Raw genomic sequence first — 19,841 nt, forward strand, 5'->3', positions numbered from 1 at the left:
TTGATTTACAGATCGACTAGACAACCTCGAATGACTTCCTTATCATCCGCAGTTAATAAAAATCACTATCATTTGCAATGTTGTTTAACGGAAGAGTCTGATGCCAAGGAATTCGGTGTAGCAAATTCACACGCCCTTAGCAGGAAGTTATATGACGTTCAAAACCTCGTTTGTTGCTCTCGCTGTCTTTGCAGCACTCACCCAATCCGCTATTGCACAAGAAAAATCCGACACGGAAATAAATAAAAACAAAGAAATAGAAAGAATTACCGTGACCGCGAGCCGTATGGACAAATCCCCAAGCTCGATTCCTAATACAGTGACCATTATCGACCGCGTGCAACTCGAAGAACAGTTCCGCACCACCAAAGATCTGTCGACCATTATCGGCAACTTAGCACCAAGCTTTTCACCTAGCCGCCAAAAGATGAGTAATACGGGTGAAACCCTGCGTGGTCGTGCACCATTAATTATGATCGATGGCGTGCCGCAATCGAACCCGCTGCGCAGCGGTGGTCGTTCAGGACAAACTATCGATCCTGCAATGATTGAACGCATTGAAATTATTCACGGCGCCAATGCGATGCACGGCCTAGGCGCACAGGGCGGTATTATCAACTACATCACCAAAAAGCCCACGGGCGATAACCAGCACGTCGCTAGCTTTGATGTCACAGTCCCTGACTCACTCAAGTCTAACGGTGTCAGTTTTGGTGCCAGCTATGCGTTTTCAGGCGAGTCAGAATTGATCGATATGCTAGGCTCGGTCAGCTATCGCAATAACGGGGTTTACTACGATGCCAATCACGATGTGATTGGGGTGGATACCACGCAAGGCGAGTCCATGGATAGCCAGAGTAAGGACTTCTTCATCAAATTAGGCCACAACTTTACCGAGTCACGCCTAGAGCTGATGGTTAACCATTACAACATGGATAACAATGGCGACTGGATGGCCGTAGCAGGAAATAAACCCAATGGTATTCCAACCGGTGCCGTGGAACAAAAACAGCCCTGGGAAGCGGCTAATAACCAAGTCACCACCACTAGTTTGACCTATAGCCACGAAAACATTGCAGGCCAACAGCTCAACATGCAGTTGTTTAATCAAGACTTTAAAGCGGTGTACGGCGGTGGTTGCTTCGATAGCTTCTACGATCCTTCCTTTGAAGGCAGCGATCAAGTGGTTCAATGCGGTGTAAATAGCAAAGGCGAGCACTTATACTACGAGCAATCACGCAACTCTTCGGTTAAATGGGGCCTAAAAACTTCGTTAATCGCGAAAAACATTGCAGATACTGGCATCGATGCGGCCTATGGTATCGACTTGTTCCGCGATACGACTGAACAGGACTTAGTGAAAACTGGGTTCTCTTGGGTACCTGAAAGCACCTATGATAACTTCGCGCCGTATCTACAGTTAGACTATGATTTAATTAAAGATTTAACCGTATCAACCGGTGTGCGTTACGAACACGCTACCCTCAATGTTGATGACTACAAAACCCTCTATGGTGCAGGCAATAAGCAAATCGCGGGGGGCGAAGCCACCTTTGATGAAACCTTATTCAATGTCGGTTTATCCTATAAAATCACGCCGGATATCCGCGTCTACACTAGCTACAACCAAGGTTTTGGCATGCCAGACATTGGCCGTATTCTGCGTGACGGAAACAGTTTCCCCGGCGCCAATCCAAGCATTAGTGACTCTTTAGCCTTAACTCCAATCGTGACGGATAACGTTGAATTGGGTGCCGATTATCAAGGTAGTTTCTTAAGTGCTAAGATTGCTTACTACCGTTCTGCTACCGATTTTGGTGCCCGTTTAGCCTTAAACAGCGACGGTTTCTATGATGTAAAACGTGAAAAAAGCGTCATTGATGGGATCGAAGCGAATGTCACCGCTTATCTGACAAGCAATGATGATTTGGGCATGAACATCGCACTGCAACGGGGCGAATACGATGTAAACGGCGATAATAAGGTCGATACCGATCTCGATGGCGCCAATATTTCCCCGAATCGTATCAACTTATTCTGGACCCACAACTTCGATAATGAAATGTCGACACGTGTTCAAGCAAATTACTTTATGGACCGTGATTTTGAAAATGCCAAAGGTGCTAAATATGCCGAGTTTGATGGTTACACCACTGTCGACGCGTCATTTTCAATGCCGCTCTACACGGGTACCTTAAGCATTGGTGTACAAAACCTGTTTAATAAGGATTATTTCAACTACTACTCACAAACCATGGGTACAAATGATCGTTATTTCAAAGGTATGGGTCGTACTGCCACTATAGGTTATACCGTGGCGTTTTAATTAACGAACAGGTGAAATCGATAATCAGCGCAACTTAGGTTGCGCTTTTTATTGGCTCATTGAAACACGCTACACCTTAGTGACAACGGTAGGGCGGGAACCCGAAAAATAAACACAGCACTATGATAATTAACAGATCTTTGCCTACGCCCGCGTTTAAAAATACCACAACGGGAGGCAATAGAATCGCAATAATGACTCATAGTCATTTGTTTATATCGACAGCAGGCCATCCTTAAACCGTAATAAATGACGAGTAAGCAGTTTTTAACTTCGTCGTTAGCCCACCGGTTTGCAACCATTGCATTATCAACCTGTGGCTTGGGCGTTGTGGCACAGGTCTTCACTTAACATTCAGTCCATTTCAACAAAAATGCCAAAAGCCATCTATAGTTAAAGGAAAATTGAACGCCGCCATGGAATTTGATCCCCAAGCCCTTCTACTGATTAAATTTATCTGTCTACTGACAGGTACAGCCGCTATTGCATGGGGATTAATCGCCAAACCATTGAACATTGCCAAATTAGCCAGCATACGCTTTTCCCTTGCGAATATCTGTGTATTTATCGGCATCATTCTCAACACTCTAAGAACCGAATCAAATAGTTACCTCTACTGGTTTTGCGCAGATATTGTTATCTTACTCGGATTTATCATGCTGCGTTGGGGTACACAATATCTGTTCCGCTTACAGCACAGCACTAAGCTCGATCTCACTATGCTCGCAATCACCGCTGCACTCATGTTGATGGTTCCCCCAAATGTCCAATCTCAGCCGATACTCGCCATGCTTTTTTCAGCCAATGCAGCACTATCTTTTGTGATGCTCAGCCGAGATAACTATTACGCTATCCGCAGAGAGACTGGCAATAAGATTGCGATTGCCATGATCACCCCCTTAATCGCGATGGCTATCATCTTCATGATTCGGTTTTTCATCGCCCTGTTATCGCCGAGTGAAACGCCAATATTTATTGCCATGCACACGATTGAAGCCATTCCTGTGCTGTGGTTTTATGTGTTCTTAGCCTTACTTATCAATATCCTGATGATAGGTAATGCGATGACTCGTCTGGTGAGTAAAATCAGAATGTTGGCTGAAAAAGACCAGCTCACAGGGCTGTGGAATCGACGCGCAATGCAAAAAAGACTCTCCACAACCCACCAACGCTGGCAGAAAAATGCAGAGCCTTATAGCGTGATCTTGCTCGATCTCGACCATTTCAAACACATAAATGATCACTATGGTCATGATGTTGGTGACCTCGCCCTGCTGACGGCGGCAAGATTATTTAACTCGGTATTACGGGAACACGATGTCCTGTGTCGTCATGGTGGGGAAGAGTTTTTGGTTTTACTGCCAGCCACAAGCGCACCATCCGCAAGAGCCGTTGCGGATAAATTACATCGGGTACTGAGGGAAAATCCGATTAACTGGCAGGATAAACAAGTCCAACTTTGCGCAAGCGTGGGTTACGCCACGATTTATCAAGGATGTCAGCCAGACAAACTATTGATTGAAGCCGATCATGCCATGTATCAAGCAAAGTCTGAGGGGCGCGACCGGATCTGCCAAGCATTCCCCTCCCAATAAACACCTATCGATCAGGCCAATCTAAAGTCTCTGGTGCTTGCCAAAATGTCAGCGCCTCACTGACAGCCTCTGTTAAAAAGAGCTCACCCTGCTCAGGCATATCAAGATACGCATAATTCTGCCAAGTGCCATCCTCATGTTGATAACGAAAATGCAGGCAATAGGCGTGCAGATAACAGCGGTCGGCGACATCGGAGCCATAGAGGGCATCGCCCAAGATTGGCACACCAAGGCTAGCAAGCGCGACCCGTAACTGATGGGTTTTCCCCGAGTGGGGTTTGAGTAAATACAGCCGTAGCCCATCGCTAACACTGACGGAAAAGAATTGGGTAATCGCTGGATTTTCTTTGGTACGCAGTAACTTAAACATACTGCGGCGGGATTTGGCCATATCGCCAATGACCCAACCTTGCTTCTTTTTAGGCTTACCTTTGGCAAGGGCAAGATAGTATTTCTGCACTCGATGGGCGCTAAAAAGCTCAGTCAACTGCCGCGCTGCCGCCGGATGTTTGGCTAACAGTAACAGCCCTGAGGTCGGGGTATCGAGCCGATGCACGGCAAAGAGCTTAATCCCCAAATCATGCTCCAGCTGCGCAACGACACCCGCGGTGCCATCTTGGCTGTGAAAGTGCACATTCGGCGATTTAGAAATAACAAGAAAATCAGCCTCATTGGCTATGATTCGGTACATGGGGTTCCTAACACTGTCACGCGGATATTGGCCTAAAACTGGATAGTAACCACAAGGCCAGGATGATTATCCGAAAGAGTAATTTGCGCATTGTGCCGCGACAGAATCGCTTTGACCATAGATAATCCTAAACCTGTACCCTGCAAATGGCGGCTGGGGTCGAGCCGCACTAGACGCTCAAATACTCTTTCTTTGCTGTCATCGGGGATACCTGGACCGTTATCGCAAATCTTAATTTGGGCACCGGATTGAATAATATCGATACGTGCGCCTTGGCCTGAATATTTCATCGCATTGTCGACCAAGTTATATAAGGCTTGGAACAACAGATACTTGTCGCCATATATTTTATGGTCAGATAGCAGCGACAGGCTCAAGGTTTGCTCATTCGACTCCGCAACTGCATCAGCCATTTCCAGCAAATCAGTACATAGCTGCGCCAAACTCAGCTCCTGCAAATCTAAGGTTTGCTGCCCTTCCTCAATGCGTGTCAGCGAGAGCATGGCATCGAAGGTCGCAAGGCAGTGGTCAAGCTCTTCGGTCAAAATAGCACAGCCCTCACTGATTTCATCGGGAGATTTGGCCGCTAACTCCTCAAGACCAATGCGAATATGGGATAAAGGCGTGCGCAAATCGTGGGCGATATTATCCGTCACGCCACGCACCGCCATCAGGTTATTCTCAAGAATATCCAGCACGTTGTTAAATTGCAGCGCCAACATATCAAACTCGTCCTGACGCCAACTGAGCGGCAGACGCGTATCATAATGCCCACGCTCAATTTGCTCACTTAAACGGTTGTACTGCACTAAACGGCGTAAAATTGCTTTAGAAAACAGATAGCCCAGCGCTAAGGTTAACACTATGGTCAACATCACGGCCGTGGCCGCCGCACTGATAAATTTATCAATGAGTGTGGCTAAGTTGTCGGTACGGGTGGCGATGAGCACGGGGCCATAGCGAGTCATCACTAGACCGCCGGTAAGGATATGCAACTTATCAGGGCCGCCCGTTAAAATCGGAAAATCCCGGGTTTGCGGCAGCATAGGCATGCCTTCAGGCATAAAGCTTAAGGCGCCAACCATATCATAGCTATTGCGCCAGGCGATAAGCGCCGTCTGCGGATCGGCGGCACGAATTTGCGCCGCAAAACTGCGACGGTCGACAGTAAGAGCAAGCTGCTGATAACGTTGGGTTTCTGACTCGAGATACTGAGTCACTTGGTACTGCTGTTCGATAATAAGCTGCCGATAAAGGGCAAACAGCAAAGCGCCTATGATCACAGTCACTAAGGTCGAGAAGATAATAGTGATGCGCCAGGCGCTGCTTTGGTAAGGCTTAATGCCTTTGGCGTAAGCGATAACCCGCTCCCCTTACGGTTTCAATCAATTCACCGTGGCCTAACTCTTCAAACTTGCGACGTAACTTGGCGATATGCACGTCGATCACATTAGTACGGGGATCAAAGTGATAATCCCACACGGCTTCAAATAATAGCGTCCGACTAATAACCTGATTAGCGTGTTCCATCAGATACTTAAGCAGTTGGAATTCTTTGGGTTGCAGCATTAAATCGTGGCCATCTAAGGTCACGTTACGTGTTAGCAGCTCCATTTTTAAGCCGCCGACCACCAGATCTGTGGTAATAGGTACGGATTGGCCCCGTTGCATCAACTTTTCGGCACGTACAAGCAGCTCCGAAAAGGCAAAGGGCTTAGTCATATAATCATCGCCGCCCGCACGCAGGCCTTTTACCCTTTCATCCACATGGGCCAGCGCTGACAGGATAAGCACTGGAGTTTGGTTGCCAGTTGCTCTAAGGGCGGCCAGCAATTTCAACCCATCGAGTTGGGGCAACATGCGGTCGAGAATCAAGAGGTCGTACTGACCACTCGTGGCTTGCAGCAGACCTTGATGACCATCGCTGGCGGTCTCAATATTATGTCCCTGCTCAAGAAATCCTTTAACGATGTAGTCGATCGTTGTCGCATCATCTTCAACTAAAAGTATTTTCATCTGTATGCTGCGCTCCCCTGTCTTCACTTAGCGGTAATTCTCAGCGTGCTAATCCCACTTAAGTAAAGGTAACTGTCGTAAATTTTCAATATCGAATGCCAATTTATACTTGCCTGTATCGTCCAGCAACTTTAACTCTAAGTAACTGATACCTAAGTCATGGTCTAATTTTGCATCGGTCAGAAAGGCCTTATGATCCTGAGTCGCCATTGCAATAATGCCGGAGAAGGTTTGATGCTTAGTGCTGATAAGGCGTGCGGCTTCCACCTCGCCGACATCATCGGCTGTGACTTTACCCGCTTTTTGTTTCAATAACTTACCATCTCGCGCCCGATATTCGAAACGGGTAATTGCATTCGCCAGCGGATTAATCAACTCAAACTGGTAGACCAACTCGCCTTCCTGCATTTCCATTTCAAACTCGGCAATCACGCCAGGAAACTCCTTCTCAATTTGCTGCATCACGCTTAACGGCGGCTGATACTCACCGCTCGAAAGCATCGAATACATGCTCTGGGCTGCGGTGGCAATCCCAGATACCAACATGAATCCTAGCAACCATAGTCTCATGGTTCCTCCATAAAAATCAGCTAAGTTTGTATCTTATGAGACAATCAGTTAGATGTCGATGGCGTACCAAAATCCCATCGCTTTTATCCCTGTTTGTCAATGATGGCGCCTAATTTATCACTCATGTGAATTGCTCAATCCACTTGATTCAAACACAGCAAACACTGACGAATGCATTCAGTTTACCTAATAGCGACTGAAACACCGATGGAAACAAGATTAAGCTTTGATCATCTGGGGATTTTGAAGCATGACATTTACCGTAAAAACCCATCATTTAGCCATTTAAAATCACACTAATTGAATTTCAGCTAGTATTTTAGCGCATCTGTGTCGTCAAAAAGTACGATTGGCAATTCAATCCCATTGTTCTAGAGTCAACTAAACGGCTATTTAAATCGGAGTGCATATGCAACCAATTACACGCTGGATTAGCTTAAGTTTGCTACTGCTTGGAGCATTAAGCGCCTACGCCTATGGCAGCGCCACAAGCGCTGTGACGTTTATAATCTTAGGTATGCTGTTGGAAGGAACATTTTGGATGGGATTACTAGGTAAAAAACGTCATTAACTTATTCTAAAATATGAATTTGCTCAGATTTGAGCGCAACCGTAGTTTGCATTCCTTTGGTTAAGCCAAGCTTCTGTGCGAGATGAAGCGACACTTCCGTATTAAGCTGTAGTTTAGTCCCAGTAGCATAACAGACGACCCGCACCGACTCGCCCATCACAAGTAAAGAGTCGATTGTCACATCTAACTTATTAAAACTACGGCATAAACGTCCATTTGAAATGGCGTTAAATCGAATACCCTGATTGGGGATGACCCAGCGAACTTTACTGCCAACACTGCGGTCTTTGCCAAAATCGCTGGCAATCAGCTGCTCACCAAATTTGAGCCAGGTGATGTCTTTAGTGCGATCTTGAAACACCACTTCGCCATCGAAAATATTCCTTAAGCCCATCTGCCGCGCAACGGCCTCGTTACGTGGCCGCGATAACACCTCAAACGGCGCACCCTGCTGTAACATCTGGCCTTGGCTAATCAAGATCATCGAATCGGCCAGCAGCAGTGCTTCGTTTAAATCGTGGGTCACCATAATCACGGGGCAAAGCAGTTGCTCTTTGAGTCGAGCAAGTTCGAGATACAAACGCTCGCGGGTTTCTCTGTCCACCGCCGAAAATGGCTCATCAAGCAGTAGCACTGAAGGTTCACGGGCAAGGGCGCGAGCAAGCGCAACCCGTTGCCGCTGCCCCCCAGAGAGGTGCATAGGCAGTCTATCGGGCAAACCATGTAAATTAACCCGTTCTAACCAATCCTTCGCCCTAGCAACTCGCTCCGATTTGGGAATATGGTCAAGCCCTGCAACCACGTTCTCGAGCGCGGTAAGATTAGGAAATAAGCCAAAATGCTGTGGCATATAGCCAATATGGCGCAGCTGCGGCGTTAGCGCGGTGCTACTTTGATGGTCAAACCATGGCGTTTCACCAAACACAATACTGCCCGTGTCGGGATGATTCAGCCCTGCGATCATCCGCAGTAACGTCGTCTTACCGCCGCCAGAAGGCCCTACGACCGCTAACACTTCACCCGCCTTACAGCTAAATTCGGCACTCAGTTTTATATGCTTATGGTTTTGGATCTGGCAATGCAGATCAGCGATGATTTGCGCCACCCTGACCTCCTAAACGCCGTGACAAACTGGTAGTTAGAGCCAATGCGGTAATCGCAAATAACAGCAATACCAGAGACATAGTACCTGCTGCGCCAAAATCGAAGGCCTGCACGCTGTCATAAATGGAGATCGATATCGTCTTGGTTTCGCCAGCGATATTGCCGCCCATCATCAGCACCACCCCAAACTCACCCAGCACATGGGAGAAACACAGCACTATGGCGGTCAACACCCCCGGCCAGACCATAGGCAATTCAATTTTAAGTAGAATTTTAAGTTTGCTCATGCCGCAACAGGCTGCAGCATCGCGCACGTCGTGGGGAACAGCCTCAAAGGCACGTTGTATCGGTTGCAACGCAAAGGGAATATTCACCAGCACAGACGCCAGCACTAACCCCGAGAAATGAAACACTAACTGCTGCCCGGTTAGGCGCTCTAACCATTGCCCTAACCAGCTTTGACTCCCTAGCCCCACCAGCAAGTAATAGCCAATCACAGTTGGCGGTAAGACTAGGGGCACCATGATGAGCGCCTCAACCCAGGACTTACCCACAAACTGACGATAGGCCAAGGCGCGCCCAGCCAGGATCGCCAGCGGGATCAACACCAATACTGTGATGCTACTGAGTTTGACCGATAACCAAAGCGCCTGCCAATCCATGTCTGGCCTTACTGAGCGGGTAGACCAAATCCGTATTGCAGGAATACGACTCTGGCGGCATCAGATTGAAGATATTGATAAAAACGCTCCGCAGTTACCCCCGCTTTAGGCGTTAACACCATACGCTGATAAAGTGGGCCGTGAAGATCTTCGGGTAAAGCAATTGCTTGCCCTAAGGCCTTAAACTGGGGCGCTAAGGCTAGGGATAACGGAATAATACCGCCTTGGGTGGAGCCACTCACGGCAAATTGCGCCGCTTGGGAGGCATTTTCACCTAGGATTAGCTTGGTTTGTAGACCATCCCACAAGCCTAATTTTTGCAACAGTTCACGGGCGCGTTCGCCATAGGGCGCATGTTCAGGGTTGGCAATCGCAAAGCGCTCCAACTTACCCGCGGCGAGTAGGGCTTTTACGCCGTTAAGTTCAGTATCCAAGGTTAAAGGGGACTTGTTTGGGGCGACTAAGGCTAGGCGACCCACTGCGTATTGCACGCCTTCATCGCGGGTAAAGCCCGCTTTTTGCAGCTCATGGATATAACGCTCATCGGCACTAAGCAACATTTCAAATGGCGCACCATGTTGAATTTGCGCGACAAAATTCCCCGACGAGCCGTAGGATACCCGCACCTTAAGTCCGGTTTCAGCGCTGAAGTTTTTAACAATATCATCGAGGGCAAACTTGATATTGGCGGCGGCCGCAATCGCAGGCACTGTCTCGGCGCGACTAACGGCAGGCATCAAGGCAACACAAAACGACAATACTAGAGAAAATACTAGACCCCAGATTTTGCCTAACCCTGTCACACCGTGCATAAACTCACCTCTCAGTCTCGCCTGCTACTGACTCAGTCTTACGTTAGTCTTTGTGTTGCCACAATTGCGCCGCTTGCTCATCGGCGTCCTTGGCTTCGACCCAATTCTTGCCCTTGTCCCCAGCTTCTAATTTCCAGAAAGGGGCTTTGGTTTTCAAAAAGTCGATTAAGAATTCGCAGGCCGCAAAGGCCGCTTTGCGATGAGCGCTGGTGACACCGATAAACACAATTTGCTCACCCAGCGCCATCGTGCCGACACGGTGGATAACCGTAACTTTATTGAGCGGCCAACGCTCACGCGCCTCGGCAACGATTTGCTCAAGAACACGCTCCGTCATACCGGGATAGTGCTCTAAGGTTAGATCCGTCACCACTGAACCATCGTTAAAGTCGCGCACTTTGCCCACAAAGGTGACAACGGCGCCATCGCTATTGTCTTGGGCTAATTGGTGGTACTCATCGGCCACATTAAAATCGACGGTTTGCACCCGCACATTTGGCAGTAAACGCATATCAACCTCCGGTCACAGGTGGGAAGAAGGCCACTTCATCACCATCGCTCACTCGGGTATCCCACTGGCTGATGGTTTGATTTACCGCCACCAGCAATTTATCCGAGGCTAACACTTTGGCCCATTTATCATCTTTAGCCGCTAAAGTTGCCCGTAATCCTTCTGCGGTTTGTGTCTGCTCGCTCGCTTCAACACTCAGTTGTGCCGTCCCTAAAAGCTCACGAACTTGGGCAAAAAACAACACGTTAATCATATTCTTATCTCGCTTTACGTTATTCAGCTTTAAAGTGTCCCGACTTGCCGCCGCGTTTTTCGAGCAGGCGCACCTGTGAAATCACCATGTCTTTCTGCACGGCTTTGCACATATCGTAAATCGTCAGCGCTGCGACAGAGGCCGCCGTGAGCGCCTCCATTTCGACACCGGTTTTGCCGGACAATTTACACAGACTAGTGATGCGAACACGATTGTGCTCAGGCTGAGCCTCGAGCTCGACTTCGACCTTGGTTAGCATTAGTGGATGGCATAACGGAATTAAATCTGAAGTCTTTTTCGCCGCTTGGATCCCCGCGATACGCGCGGTGGCAAATACATCGCCCTTATGGTGGCTGCCGCTCATGATCATCTCAAGGGTCGTGCTCGCCATCTCGATAAACGCTTCGGCACGGGCCTCACGCTCGGTCACGGCTTTCTCGGTCACATCGACCATGTGGGCATTGCCGTCGGCATTAATATGGGTAAATACATTGCTCATTGAAGCGATCCTTTAAACTGCTGCTAAATTCAAGCATATGGAAAATTGAGCGCAATCGCGAAACCTAACTAAATGAAAGATAACGCGATAAGCAGACTAAAACCTAAGTTAGATTAACCGCCAATCGAGGCCAAATGCTGAGTTACGCCAGTAATGCCCTGATGCAGATAATGGGTTTCTTTCTTCTGTGCCAGTTGACCGTGTAACCGCTCGATTAATTCCGCTTGCTGACTCGGGTGTTGCAGTAGATCACGCAAATCAATACCGGACTCTGTAAACAGGCACAAGTGCAATTTGCCCTTGGCTGAGACCCGCAAGCGATTACAGCTCGCGCAGAAGTTAGTGGCGTAGGGCATGATCAAGCCGATACGGCCCTTAAAGTCACTGTGGCTGAAGTTTTGCGCAGGGCCATCGTCGGCACGGGGCGTATCCAATTGCCAGCCGTTGGCAAGCAACTGAGCTTTAATATCGGCACCCGCTAAGTGGTGGGCTTGGAAATACTCGCGGCCAAGGCCGGTTTCCATTAACTCAATAAAACGCAGATCGATAGGCGTATGCTTAATCCAATTTAAAAAGCGCGGTAAATCTTTATCGTTCATGCCTTTGAGCAATACTGCATTGACTTTTACGCGCTCAAAGCCTGCTGATAATGCAGCATCGATACCACGCATCACCTCGTCGAACTTATTCTCGCCGGTGATCTGGTAAAACATCTTGGGATCTAAGCTATCCACCGACACATTGATGCGGCGTAGCCCTGCATCGAACCACTCTTGGGCATGCTTCTCGAGCCTATACCCATTAGTGGTAGTGGCTACAGTATGAATACGCGGATTATCGGCGACCACTCGAATGATATCGGTAAAATCTTTACGCAGGGTGGGTTCGCCGCCAGTAATACGGATTTTTTGAGTGCCAACGAGGCTAAATGCGGACACCAAGTTTTCTATCTCACTGAGAGATAAAAACTGTTGCTTGCCATTCGGATGATAACCATCGGGGAGGCAATAGCTGCATTTGAAGTTACAAACGTCAGTGACTGACATCCGTAAGTAATGAAATTTACGACCAAAATTGTCTTGTAATTGAGACATGATCACCTTTCCAAGTGTGGGAGGCGAGTGCATTTCTTTACTCACCCCAGTGGCCTTATTGCCACGGCTACACCACCATATCTGTTGACTTAGGTAGGCAAGCTCGGAGAACCGTCAGCCGTGATTATAAGCCGAAAGTATTGGCTAGCTATACCCCTAAACAGGTATTTCTTGATCCGCTTCAACTGAGCGTGAACAATCTGTGACAGTGCTCACCCAAAGATTTGTCATTCTTTAGGCTAAACAGCCTGCTTAGCCCCTGTGCCCTGCGGTGATTTTGAGGTAAGGTGGACATTAGTAATAAAACGCCCGTTTACAAACAAACTACAACACCCGATATAAATTGGGGATAAGCGAAGGAAAAGGTGAACTGATGGAACGCGAATCAATGGAATTCGATGTTGTTATCGTCGGCGCTGGCCCAGCTGGCTTGGCGACTGCGTGTCGATTAATGCAGATATCAAAGGATTCAGGTAAAGAAATTACCGTTTGCGTGGTAGAAAAAGGCTCCGAAGTGGGCGCGCATATTCTATCAGGCGCCGTATTCGAACCAAGGGTATTAGACGAGCTATTCAGCGACTGGCGTGATAAAGGCGCCCCCGTCACCACAGCCGTGACCCACGATGAAATCTATCTACTCAACTCCGCTACCGACAGCAAACTCATGCCCAATGCATTTGTGCCGAAAACCATGCACAACGAAGGCAACTATATTGTCAGCGTAGGTAATCTCTGCCGTTGGCTCGCGACCCGTGCCGAAGAACTCGGCGTAGAAATTTTCCCCGGCTTTGCCGCCAGCGAATTACTCTTCAATGAAGATAACAGCGTGAAGGGTATCCTGATTGGCGATATGGGCGTCGGCGCCGATGGCCAACCCAAAGACAGCTTTATGCCCGGCATGGAGCTTCACGCCAAATATACCGTGTTCTCAGAAGGCTGCCGTGGTCACTTAGGCAAACAGCTGATCGCGAAATACCACTTAGATAATGGTAAAACACCACAACATTACGGCCTAGGCTTTAAAGAAATCTGGAAAGTGCCCGCCGAACAACACGAACAAGGTAAAGTGGTGCACACAGGTGGTTGGCCATTAACCGATGGCGCCTCGGGTGGTGGCTTCCTCTATCATATGGAAGACAACCAAATTGCCGTGGGTCTGATTATCGACCTCAACTACAAAAACCCCCATTTAAGCCCGTTCGATGAGTTTCAGCGTTATAAGACTCACCCAGTCATCGCCAAATACTTAACTGGTGGTGAACGTTTGAGCTATGGTGCTCGCGCAATCACTAAGGGCGGCCTGAACTCACTGCCGAAGATGAGTTTCCCCGGTGGTTTGCTGATTGGTTGCGATGCGGGCACTTTAAACTTTGCCAAGATCAAAGGCACGCATACCGCCATGAAGAGCGGCATCGTCGCGGCTGAAACCTTAGCTAAGGCAATGATGGCCGAGGTCGAAGGCGGTAAAGATCTGGATTGTTTCCAAACCCATCTGGAAGAAAGCTGGTTACACGAAGAGCTATATAAGTCGCGCAACTTTGGCCCGGCAATGCATAAGTTTGGCACTTTCCTTGGCGGTGCATTTAACTACATAGATCAAAACTGGTTCGGTGGTAAGTTCCCGATCACCCTGCGTGATGAACACCCAGACTATGCACAAATGGCCCCAGTAAGCGCCTACAATAAGATTGATTACCCGAAACCCGATGGCAAACTCAGCTTCGATAAGCTCTCTTCAGTTTACCTGTCGAGCACCTATCATGAGGAAGACCAGCCTTGCCATCTACGCTTAAAAGACAACAGCATTCCGCTCGGGATAAACCTGGCGCAATTTAACGAGCCCGCCCAGCGTTACTGCCCTGCTGGCGTGTACGAAATTGTTGAGGAAGCGGGTCAACCGAAGTTTGTTATCAATGCGCAAAACTGCATCCATTGCAAAACCTGTGACATTAAAGATCCTAGCCAAAATATTACTTGGGTGACGCCCGAGGGCGGCGGCGGTCCAAACTACCCGAATATGTAATCTCCACGGAAGAAGGCGCTCATTGAGCGCCTTCTTTTTACTTGCCTTACCCCTACATTTTGGCCACAATTGCATCATAAAAATCACATGCTTCAAATCAGCAACTCATTTCCATCTATACTCTACATAACAAGATCTACCGCAAGAGCAACAGGTTAGGCCAAATAAATGTCTTGTACGCTGTTTTATTCGGCATTAGACCAAAACTAAGGTTAACTTTTAACATTTCTGTCCGATACTAAGTCATTGGTAGAAAACGTCGACCGATATTTCTAAACGTATAACACAGGCATATTGATATTTATGATATTTAATAACCTTACTATTAAGCAGAAAATTCTGCTGACAGTGGCATTTGCAGTGCTGCTATCAACCATTCTGGTGGGCGTGCTCAGCCAACGCAGTGCTAAAAATGTGGTTCAGCAACGTATGCTCGGGTCGGAAATGCCCAGCCTAATGATGCAGATCCGCAACAAGATTGAGCTGGATATTTCGAGCTTAATGAATGCCGCCGAACAACTCGCCAGCAGCCGTATGTTACTGCAATGGCTTGAAAATGGCCGTCCATCGGAGCAAGAGCCCCAAGTCGTTGCCCAATTAAAGGACATCACCCGCCAATATCATTTGGCCCAAGCCTCCTATGCCGATAGACAAACCGCCGCCTATTATACTCAGGACGGTTTTTTACGCGTACTCACGCCCGCCCAAGATGGGTGGTTTTTTAGTTATCGTGATAGCGGCCAAGAGCGGATGTTAAACGTATTTACCGAAGCCAATGGTGAGGTAAAACTCTTTATAAACTATCAACAACCTAACGGTCGCGGACTTGTTGGTCTCGCCAAATCCCTCGATGATATGGTGCGACTCCTCGACTCTTTTAAAATTGAAAAAACCGGGTTTGTCTACTTAGTCGATGCCAAAGGCGAGGTAAAACTACATCCAGACGCCAGCCAAATTGGCAAGAGCAGCCTCAAGAGTTTGTACTCGGGCGCCAACATAAGTTCATTACTCAATCGTAGTGATTTCAATCTTATTAATACCGACATCCAAGGTGAAAACACCTTTGTTGCCAGCAGTTATATTCCGTCGATGGATTGGTATTTGGTTGCCCAAGTACCTGAAGCCGAAGTCTTCGCCCTGCTGACAGATGCCGCCTATCAGATCCTAATTTGGACCGTAATCATTGCCGCGGGCTTTATCATGCTCGCCATTGTGGTAGCAGGCTCCGTGAGTCGCCCTATCGCCCAAGTCGCAGCAATGTTCCATGATATCGGTGAAGGTGAGGGTGATTTACGCCAACGCTTACCTGTAAATGGTGAAGACGAAATTGCGCAACTTGCCCAAGGATTTAATAGCTTTATTAGCAAAATCCAAGATTCTGTTATTGAAGTCGCGCAGACCAGTGAACAACTCGGTCTCTCGGCGAAAGATGTATCTAATCAAGCGCAGCAAACCCTTGAAGATAGTCATGAACAAAAAGACCGCACTATGATGGTGGTAACGGCCATCAATGAGATGGGGGCAACCGTAAATGAAATCGCCAGTAATGCAGCCCAAGCCGCTGTCGCCGCGAAAGATGCCGATACAGAATCCAATAGCGGCCAAGTGGTGGTAACGCGTGCCCGTGACACTATCAATCAGCTCTCCCATGATGTGGAACAAGTAGGTGAAGTGATTGAATCCCTCGCGACTCATACCAAATCTATCGGTGGCATCCTCGATGTGATCCGTGCTATTTCGGAGCAAACCAATCTATTAGCCCTCAACGCCGCGATTGAAGCTGCACGCGCAGGTGAAGCGGGACGTGGCTTTGCCGTAGTAGCAGATGAAGTCCGTAATCTGGCATCACGTACCGCAGCCTCTACTAACGAAGTCCAAGGTATGATCGACAAGTTGCAATCTGAAGCAAGCCGCGCAGTTAATGCCATGGCACAGAGCCGCGCTCGCTCACACGAAGGTGTCACAGCGGTTGATGAGGCTAGCCAGTCTTTGGTTGGCATTAGCGATCGTATTGGTCTTATCAGTGATATGAACATTCAAGTCGCGGCGGCAACAGAAGAGCAATCGACCGTAGTCGAAGATATTAACCGTAACGTGACCGAAATTAACGACATTACCCAACGCACCGCGAGCACAGCTCAAGCTGCGGCGCAGGCCAGTTTAGCGTTAAATCAACTCGCCCACCGCTTGGATACCTTGGTAGCTAAGTTTAAAGTGTAATTGTCAAACACAAAGATATTGATATAGAAAAAAAATGCCTTAGTGGATCTCCCTAAGGCGTTTTTATTACACAACTTAAAAGGCGATTAGTTATCGGAGAGAAACTTGATTGTCAGTGGATAGCGATAAACCTGCCCTTCACTGGCCTTAACTATGCCTAGGATAGTACAGACTAAGTCCAAAATGCCTAGGATGATAAGCAAGATAAATCCAATGCCTACAAACGCTAATACTCCACTGATAATCACGTAGATTAGTAGGCTTAGCTTAAAGTTCAGACAGCTGCGCCCACATTGGTCGACAAAAGCCGACTCTTCACGCTTCATCAGCCACAAAATGAGCGGACCAAGGATGGAGCCTAATGGCACTAAATACCCGATTAAACTAGAGGCATACACCAGTAAACCAAAATCTTTCTCGCTCTTCGTCACTGACTCTATCATGACACTTTCCCTGTATTATTGTTTGAAATATAAAAGTTATTAGCTCTTTGGGCCATACAAACGCATTTGCCAATCTTCGACTTGCTGCGTTGCTAAGCGGCGCTGTAGGCTATTCACCCAGCTTTGTGCCAGCCCTTCACAGGAGGCGAGTCTATCATAGGCTTTAGCGTTATATTGAGGAGAAAAATACAGCGCCATCGCCTCGGCAACGCTGATATCAGTTTTACGCTCGACTAATTCTATCTTGTCGCTTAACTGAATCACACCTGGGATTAATACTCTGTAAAACCAACCGCATAACTGACTCTGCTGCATGGCAAGGGCAAAGTCTCTATGGCCAAATTGCAGGTTCAATTTAAAGCAAGGTGAGCGCGGCTGAGTCACTTGCACAATCACTTCACCGATTTGCAGCACATCCCCAATATTGACCTCGGTTTCATTTAAGCCAACCGTGCTGATATTTTCACCCATGCTCGGTGCATCTTCGAGTTGGGTGATTAAATCCCAACGACGGTATTGACCATAATGCTCACGGGGAAAATGATGCAATACTCGGTCAAGTCCGCCATGATGTTTAGGATCAGCCTGTGCATCGCCTTCCACATGGTCGACATTTACCACTAACTGCTGCGCCGATTTTTTACCGTCAATGCCAGTTGAAATGCCGCGAATTTCTTGCAGGCTCGCCCCTAAATACAAACCCGATAATCTGTTTACCAATAAGGTCGACATTGGTTACTCCCATCATTGTCGCCACACGGGGCCAAATAAAAACGCTAAGTATTACATACTCTAAACAAATAGAGCGTGCTCTAAAATCTGGGTATCACTGATTTAACACTACTTGATTACGGCCAGCTTCTTTCGCTTGATATAAAGCTAAATCGGCTCGTTTTATTAAATCCTCTGCCGGTTCAAGCTTTTGATATTCTGCAACACCAATACTGACTGTGATAGCAATATGTACTCCATTGACCTTCAACTCGCGCTGAGAAATCGAATCACGGAAACGTTCCGCCAACTCTGCCGCATGGCTTAAATCCATCTCTGGCAATAACACCAAAAACTCTTCCCCACCCCAACGGCAAAGTATATCTTGCTGTTTTAGCTGGCTACGTAGCAGGTTAGTGACCGTTTTTAGCACTAAATCACCAATACTATGACCATAGCTATCATTCACTTTTTTAAAGTGGTCGATATCGACAAGGAGAACTGAAATAGGAGTTTGCGACAAATTAGCTTTGTCTAATGCCTGATGGAAATACTCTTCAAAGACTTGTCGATTAGCTGCACCAGTGAGTTTGTCAGTTGATGCCATAACCTCAAGTTTGCGCTGATAGCGCCCTAAGGTCATGTTTGAAATAAACAAAATACCTATGGTCACGACCAAACTTAGGGCTAAGTTCCCCCAAAAGGTATTAAGCAGTTCTTGTTCTTGCGGAGCATCTTCTTGCTCAACAATTAAATACCACTTGAACTCAGGCACTAATCGACTGTTTAAGTAGACCGTTTTACCGTTGCGCTGATAGCTAAATGCGGCGCTTGGGCTAGTTAAAATGCGCGTTGATAGTTGCTCCAAGCCAGTGCTGGCTTGCAGTGAATTAGCGCCATCATATTCATCACCATGGAGAGTGACATTCCCCTGTCTATCGGTGAAAAAAACCCGACGGTTATAACGCTTTTGATAGAGTTCAATCAGCGCCTTGACCTTTTCAACTGCAAGGCCAACACCAGTAACCCCCATAAACTTACCTTCAAAATCAAAAACTTTATAGTTAACAAATACGGTTGTTTTAGTGCGATCAGCAGTATCAGCATCGATATTAATTTCATAATGTTCTGATTCTGGTAACGAACGGACACGAAAATACCAAGCATCATTAGGCTCAATATCTTGGATTTTCTTTAACACCCCCGATGAGTGGTAGTAGTTGCGACTCTGTTCTGAAACAAAAAAGCTGGTGACAGTATCGTACTTATCCTGGATTTCTTTCAGATAACGGATCAGCTTTTCAGGTTCTTGCTCATGGTTTAATGTCCAATCACGCACAAAGGTATCCTGTGCCATAAGGGAGGAAATAAAGATCGGACGTAGTAGATCTTGTTGAATTTCTGAATAAATATTATCGCTTGTTAAAGGTAAAGTATTACTTTCAATTTGCTGACTCAAAGAGTCATGGGCCACTTTATAGCTAATACCACTGGTCACTAAAAAGGCAACTAGCAACAACACAGAAAGTAGCCAAATAAACTTCTTTTTATCATTCCAAACGTGATTGCCCATTTCCAACTCCAACAGCAGTAGGCTTATTATTTTGTAGTAGCGTGGTGAGTTACCTAAATGTTAACGCAATCCCTCAATGACCGCACAATATTTCCGCTATATGAATGTTCTTCGACGAAATAACATTATTCGAGGTAAAAAAATGCCCCGTTGGGGAAACGAGGCAA

At 47.3% G+C, this 19,841-nt stretch carries 20 protein-coding genes and 1 riboswitch; of the genes, 5 read left to right on the forward strand and 15 right to left on the reverse strand.

Annotation, left to right across the window (positions count from 1 at the left end; all coding sequences use genetic code 11):
* Positions 1–151 precede the first annotated feature (151 nt).
* Positions 152–2,326 carry a TonB-dependent receptor gene (locus MMG82_RS04970; RefSeq protein WP_037423169.1) on the forward strand — a complete coding sequence of 725 codons (2,175 nt, stop codon included), beginning with the start codon at positions 152–154 and terminating at the stop codon, positions 2,324–2,326.
* Between the two features lie 76 nt (positions 2,327–2,402).
* On the opposite strand, the gene MMG82_RS04975 is transcribed toward MMG82_RS04970, so the two are convergent.
* The gene (locus MMG82_RS04975) at positions 2,403–2,522 is read right to left on the reverse strand and encodes a YqaE/Pmp3 family membrane protein (RefSeq protein WP_224022102.1); all 120 of its coding nucleotides are present in this window, start codon (positions 2,520–2,522) and stop codon (positions 2,403–2,405) included.
* Between the two features lie 220 nt (positions 2,523–2,742).
* Between MMG82_RS04975 and MMG82_RS04980 the strand changes: the two genes are divergently transcribed.
* On the forward strand, positions 2,743–3,921 hold the full coding sequence (locus MMG82_RS04980) for a GGDEF domain-containing protein (protein ID WP_241406559.1): 1,179 nt from the start codon (positions 2,743–2,745) through the stop codon (positions 3,919–3,921).
* Positions 3,922–3,925: 4 nt separating this feature from the next.
* Here the strand turns inward: MMG82_RS04980 and MMG82_RS04985 are convergent, their stop codons facing one another.
* Genes MMG82_RS04985 through MMG82_RS05000 form a run of 4 tightly spaced genes read right to left on the reverse strand, consistent with a single transcriptional unit; the run spans position 3,926 to position 7,198 of the window.
* The gene (locus MMG82_RS04985) at positions 3,926–4,612 is read right to left on the reverse strand and encodes a TIGR01621 family pseudouridine synthase (RefSeq protein WP_241406561.1); all 687 of its coding nucleotides are present in this window, start codon (positions 4,610–4,612) and stop codon (positions 3,926–3,928) included.
* Positions 4,613–4,644: 32 nt separating this feature from the next.
* A complete protein-coding gene (locus tag MMG82_RS04990) occupies positions 4,645–5,901 on the reverse strand; it encodes a HAMP domain-containing histidine kinase (protein WP_037423161.1) in 1,257 nt (418 codons plus the stop codon).
* Positions 5,902–5,950: 49 nt separating this feature from the next.
* Positions 5,951–6,628 (reverse strand): response regulator transcription factor, encoded by a 678-nt coding sequence (locus MMG82_RS04995; protein ID WP_011621087.1) that lies wholly within the window; start codon positions 6,626–6,628, stop codon positions 5,951–5,953.
* Positions 6,629–6,676: 48 nt separating this feature from the next.
* Positions 6,677–7,198 (reverse strand): hypothetical protein, encoded by a 522-nt coding sequence (locus MMG82_RS05000; protein ID WP_069454050.1) that lies wholly within the window; start codon positions 7,196–7,198, stop codon positions 6,677–6,679.
* A 409-nt stretch (positions 7,199–7,607) separates the two neighbouring features.
* On the opposite strand from MMG82_RS05000, the gene MMG82_RS05005 reads away from it, so the two are divergent.
* A complete protein-coding gene (locus MMG82_RS05005) occupies positions 7,608–7,769 on the forward strand; it encodes a hypothetical protein (protein WP_218737865.1) in 162 nt (53 codons plus the stop codon).
* 1 nt (position 7,770) lies between these two features.
* On the opposite strand, the gene MMG82_RS05010 is transcribed toward MMG82_RS05005, so the two are convergent.
* The 7 genes from MMG82_RS05010 to moaA form a co-directional block, all read right to left on the reverse strand.
* Positions 7,771–8,874, reverse strand: a complete 1,104-nt coding sequence (locus tag MMG82_RS05010) for an ABC transporter ATP-binding protein (RefSeq protein ID WP_172589159.1) — start codon at positions 8,872–8,874, stop codon at positions 7,771–7,773.
* Positions 8,855–9,535 (reverse strand): molybdate ABC transporter permease subunit, encoded by a 681-nt coding sequence (modB, locus tag MMG82_RS05015; protein WP_047538588.1) that lies wholly within the window; start codon positions 9,533–9,535, stop codon positions 8,855–8,857. Before modB ends, MMG82_RS05010 begins: the two co-directional genes overlap by 20 nt.
* A gap of 8 nt (positions 9,536–9,543) precedes the next feature.
* A complete protein-coding gene (gene modA / locus MMG82_RS05020) occupies positions 9,544–10,347 on the reverse strand; it encodes a molybdate ABC transporter substrate-binding protein (RefSeq protein ID WP_144376043.1) in 804 nt (267 codons plus the stop codon).
* 43 nt (positions 10,348–10,390) lie between these two features.
* The gene (gene moaE, locus MMG82_RS05025; RefSeq protein ID WP_023265973.1) at positions 10,391–10,858 is read right to left on the reverse strand and encodes a molybdopterin synthase catalytic subunit MoaE; all 468 of its coding nucleotides are present in this window, start codon (positions 10,856–10,858) and stop codon (positions 10,391–10,393) included.
* Position 10,859: 1 nt separating this feature from the next.
* Entirely contained in the window at positions 10,860–11,111 is a 252-nt protein-coding gene (gene moaD, locus MMG82_RS05030) for a molybdopterin synthase sulfur carrier subunit (protein WP_047538593.1), read from the reverse strand.
* 19 nt (positions 11,112–11,130) lie between these two features.
* Complete coding sequence (gene moaC, locus MMG82_RS05035; RefSeq protein WP_011074083.1) at positions 11,131–11,610, reverse strand: cyclic pyranopterin monophosphate synthase MoaC; 480 nt, start codon at positions 11,608–11,610, stop codon at positions 11,131–11,133.
* Between the two features lie 113 nt (positions 11,611–11,723).
* The gene (moaA, locus tag MMG82_RS05040; protein WP_037425068.1) at positions 11,724–12,704 is read right to left on the reverse strand and encodes a GTP 3',8-cyclase MoaA; all 981 of its coding nucleotides are present in this window, start codon (positions 12,702–12,704) and stop codon (positions 11,724–11,726) included.
* Positions 12,692–12,825, reverse strand: a riboswitch (molybdenum cofactor riboswitch). It overlaps the preceding gene by 13 nt.
* Before the next feature lie 252 nt (positions 12,826–13,077).
* Here moaA and MMG82_RS05045 point away from each other — a divergent pair.
* Positions 13,078–14,727 (forward strand): electron transfer flavoprotein-ubiquinone oxidoreductase, encoded by a 1,650-nt coding sequence (locus tag MMG82_RS05045; protein WP_047538596.1) that lies wholly within the window; start codon positions 13,078–13,080, stop codon positions 14,725–14,727.
* A gap of 303 nt (positions 14,728–15,030) precedes the next feature.
* Entirely contained in the window at positions 15,031–16,947 is a 1,917-nt protein-coding gene (locus MMG82_RS05050; protein WP_241406562.1) for a methyl-accepting chemotaxis protein, read from the forward strand.
* A gap of 86 nt (positions 16,948–17,033) precedes the next feature.
* On the opposite strand, the gene MMG82_RS05055 is transcribed toward MMG82_RS05050, so the two are convergent.
* The 3 genes from MMG82_RS05055 to MMG82_RS05065 form a co-directional block, all read right to left on the reverse strand.
* Complete coding sequence (locus MMG82_RS05055; protein WP_055646891.1) at positions 17,034–17,390, reverse strand: DUF4870 domain-containing protein; 357 nt, start codon at positions 17,388–17,390, stop codon at positions 17,034–17,036.
* 39 nt (positions 17,391–17,429) lie between these two features.
* Positions 17,430–18,122 (reverse strand): MOSC domain-containing protein, encoded by a 693-nt coding sequence (locus tag MMG82_RS05060; RefSeq protein ID WP_240292832.1) that lies wholly within the window; start codon positions 18,120–18,122, stop codon positions 17,430–17,432.
* 94 nt (positions 18,123–18,216) lie between these two features.
* A complete protein-coding gene (locus MMG82_RS05065; protein WP_047538607.1) occupies positions 18,217–19,674 on the reverse strand; it encodes a sensor domain-containing diguanylate cyclase in 1,458 nt (485 codons plus the stop codon).
* Positions 19,675–19,841: the final 167 nt, after the last annotated feature.

The sequence above is a fragment of the Shewanella sp. MM_2022_3 genome (genome assembly GCF_022557375.1).
GTDB classification, from domain to species: Bacteria; Pseudomonadota; Gammaproteobacteria; order Enterobacterales; family Shewanellaceae; genus Shewanella; species Shewanella xiamenensis.

Bases quoted from the DNA above. Each gene is read 5' to 3' on its own strand.
- MMG82_RS04980 (WP_241406559.1), top strand. From the start codon at position 2,743: ATGGAATTTGATCCCCAAGCCCTTCTACTGATTAAATTTATCTGTCTA.
- modA (WP_144376043.1), bottom strand. From the start codon at position 10,347: ATGCACGGTGTGACAGGGTTAGGCAAAATCTGGGGTCTAGTATTTTCT.
- MMG82_RS05060 (WP_240292832.1), bottom strand. From the start codon at position 18,122: ATGTCGACCTTATTGGTAAACAGATTATCGGGTTTGTATTTAGGGGCG.
- MMG82_RS05050 (WP_241406562.1), top strand. From the start codon at position 15,031: ATGATATTTAATAACCTTACTATTAAGCAGAAAATTCTGCTGACAGTG.
- moaE (WP_023265973.1), bottom strand. From the start codon at position 10,858: ATGCGTTTACTGCCAAATGTGCGGGTGCAAACCGTCGATTTTAATGTG.
- MMG82_RS05065 (WP_047538607.1), bottom strand. From the start codon at position 19,674: ATGGGCAATCACGTTTGGAATGATAAAAAGAAGTTTATTTGGCTACTT.
- MMG82_RS04995 (WP_011621087.1), bottom strand. From the start codon at position 6,628: ATGAAAATACTTTTAGTTGAAGATGATGCGACAACGATCGACTACATC.
- MMG82_RS04985 (WP_241406561.1), bottom strand. From the start codon at position 4,612: ATGTACCGAATCATAGCCAATGAGGCTGATTTTCTTGTTATTTCTAAA.
- MMG82_RS05055 (WP_055646891.1), bottom strand. From the start codon at position 17,390: ATGATAGAGTCAGTGACGAAGAGCGAGAAAGATTTTGGTTTACTGGTG.
- modB (WP_047538588.1), bottom strand. From the start codon at position 9,535: ATGGATTGGCAGGCGCTTTGGTTATCGGTCAAACTCAGTAGCATCACA.
- MMG82_RS05000 (WP_069454050.1), bottom strand. From the start codon at position 7,198: ATGAGACTATGGTTGCTAGGATTCATGTTGGTATCTGGGATTGCCACC.
- moaC (WP_011074083.1), bottom strand. From the start codon at position 11,610: ATGAGCAATGTATTTACCCATATTAATGCCGACGGCAATGCCCACATG.
- MMG82_RS04970 (WP_037423169.1), top strand. From the start codon at position 152: ATGACGTTCAAAACCTCGTTTGTTGCTCTCGCTGTCTTTGCAGCACTC.
- MMG82_RS05045 (WP_047538596.1), top strand. From the start codon at position 13,078: ATGGAACGCGAATCAATGGAATTCGATGTTGTTATCGTCGGCGCTGGC.
- MMG82_RS05005 (WP_218737865.1), top strand. From the start codon at position 7,608: ATGCAACCAATTACACGCTGGATTAGCTTAAGTTTGCTACTGCTTGGA.
- moaD (WP_047538593.1), bottom strand. From the start codon at position 11,111: ATGATTAACGTGTTGTTTTTTGCCCAAGTTCGTGAGCTTTTAGGGACG.
- moaA (WP_037425068.1), bottom strand. From the start codon at position 12,704: ATGTCTCAATTACAAGACAATTTTGGTCGTAAATTTCATTACTTACGG.